The sequence below is a fragment of the Bartonella sp. TT110JLCBS genome (assembly GCF_042193405.1).
In the GTDB taxonomy this organism is placed as follows: domain Bacteria; phylum Pseudomonadota; class Alphaproteobacteria; order Rhizobiales; family Rhizobiaceae; genus Bartonella.
This window is the reverse complement of the sequence record NZ_JBHILT010000019.1, coordinates 11,388-13,138: the sequence shown is the minus strand read 5'-3', so window position 1 is coordinate 13,138 and position 1,751 is coordinate 11,388. Positions and strand designations below refer to the sequence as shown.

Below are 1,751 nucleotides of genomic sequence, written 5' to 3'. Positions count from 1 at the left end.
AACAAGCCTCTTGCGTTTTAAGAAGCCCCCCTTGCCCTTAACGACAAAAACCCACACCACTTCAACAATCCAACGGCGCCCCCTCTTCCCCCCACTTTAAGCATTTCAGCCGGCGCACGCACCTGACAGGGCTTCACAAGCCCCGCAACAAACAAGCCTCTTGCGTTTTAAGAAGCCCCCCTTGCCCTTAACGACAAAAACCCACACCACTTCAACAATCCAACGGCTCAACAGCGCTTCTATTCTTGCAACACTCCCTAACAGAGCTTATTTGTTTAAAGCTGAAAAGGCTTTTACTTTTTTCCACTCTTTGTGCTTTTTTATGTCCTTTTTTTACGAAAAAATTTTTACCTTCAAGACCAACCCTTAACACACCCTAAGGAATTTATAAGGGATATACCCTTGACAAGAATAAGACTTCTTGTTAAATCTCTCCTACTTTTTTTGCAATTTTCACTTATCGTTGTGCTAATGAAGTGGTTAATGCGTACCTTAAGAGTACGCTTTTCTTTTTGTGATCACAGTGAAAAAGTGTATCGTGTGATGTTATCATGCAAGTACGATATCGCAATGCAATGCTCATAGAGTAAGCAGTCTATTGGGGTTGTAATATTGTATTTTCGTGTTTTAATATTGTATTATAGTATTGTGTTACGTAAACTATTTAAACGGTGAATATGATGAAAATTAAAAATTCGCTTAAAGCACTAAAAGAGCGCCACCGTAACAATCGTTTGGTGCGTCGTAAGGGTCGTGTTTATATTCTCAATAAAACGAACCCACGTTTTAGAGCACGTCAGGGTTAATTCTTTTAGGGCTAATTTCTTTAGGTCAATGTTTTTATGCCTACTTTGATTGTAGGCTTAAAAAAATTTTTGCGTTTTTTTGGTTATAAGTCCGTTGATTACAAGTCTAGTATTTGATAATATTTGGTGATTTATCTTTTGGGGGCTTGTTTTTATGGATTCTTCTATTTTTTTAAAAGCCTTTCGATTTTTTCAGCTGCGTTTTTTTTGTATTTTTCAGCGCGCGTTTTTTCTTTTTTTTGTTGGCGTTTTTTGTTTTGTTCCCTCGAGCTATGGGCAAAATCCTCCTTCTCTTCCTGAAGATCGGCCTTCTCCACAATCGCTTTTACCGTTAGATGATCTTATTCCCAATTCTCCTCCCCCTTCCTCAACGCCCTCCGATTCTGATTCCTCGGCGGTTATTCTTGAAGATCTTGACAAAGAGCAACTTTCCCATGTTGATAGAGTTAAGCAGCGCAAAGAAGCAGAAATTTCACGTTTACTCAAAGAGTTGAAATATTGTGCTGATGTTGCTAAAGCGAAAAAGATCAGTCAACAACTTCAACATTTATGGTCCCAATCGGGGAGTGAGACGATTGATCTTTTAATGTCATGGGCTGAAAATGCGCTCAACAGCGATGATTATGGACTTGCGCTTGATTATATTGACAATGCTCTTGCACTTTTACCTACTCATTCTGAAGCTTGGGTAAGGCGTGCTTGGATTCACATTCAGCTGAACGATTTCAAACTTGCCCTGCTTGATCTCAACCATGCTCTTGAGCTTGAGCCGCGCAATTATAGTGCTTTTTTTGAACTTGGTGTTGTCATGGAAGCAACGGAGCGTCCAAAACTTGCTCTTAAAGCTTATGAAACAGCATTGGATTACTATCCACAAATGCGCAGGATTCAAAAGCGCGTGCAAGCTCTGCTAGACGAACAATCACCCCAAGCTCTTTAAGACCA

Annotated in this window: 2 protein-coding genes; both read left to right on the top strand. The window is 40.0% G+C overall.

Annotated elements, in window-relative coordinates; all coding sequences use genetic code 11:
• Positions 1–680: 680 nt before the first annotated feature.
• Positions 681–806 (top strand): type B 50S ribosomal protein L36, encoded by a 126-nt coding sequence (gene ykgO / locus ACFILW_RS07670; protein WP_004863016.1) that lies wholly within the window; start codon positions 681–683, stop codon positions 804–806.
• A 154-nt stretch (positions 807–960) separates the two neighbouring features.
• The gene (locus ACFILW_RS07665; protein ID WP_375622768.1) at positions 961–1,746 is read left to right on the top strand and encodes a tetratricopeptide repeat protein; all 786 of its coding nucleotides are present in this window, start codon (positions 961–963) and stop codon (positions 1,744–1,746) included.
• Positions 1,747–1,751: the final 5 nt, after the last annotated feature.

What these genes read in the sequence shown, in the direction of transcription:
- ykgO (WP_004863016.1), top strand. Translation starts at nt 681, where the DNA reads ATGAAAATTAAAAATTCGCTTAAAGCACTAAAAGAGCGCCACCGTAAC.
- ACFILW_RS07665 (WP_375622768.1), top strand. Translation starts at nt 961, where the DNA reads ATGGATTCTTCTATTTTTTTAAAAGCCTTTCGATTTTTTCAGCTGCGT.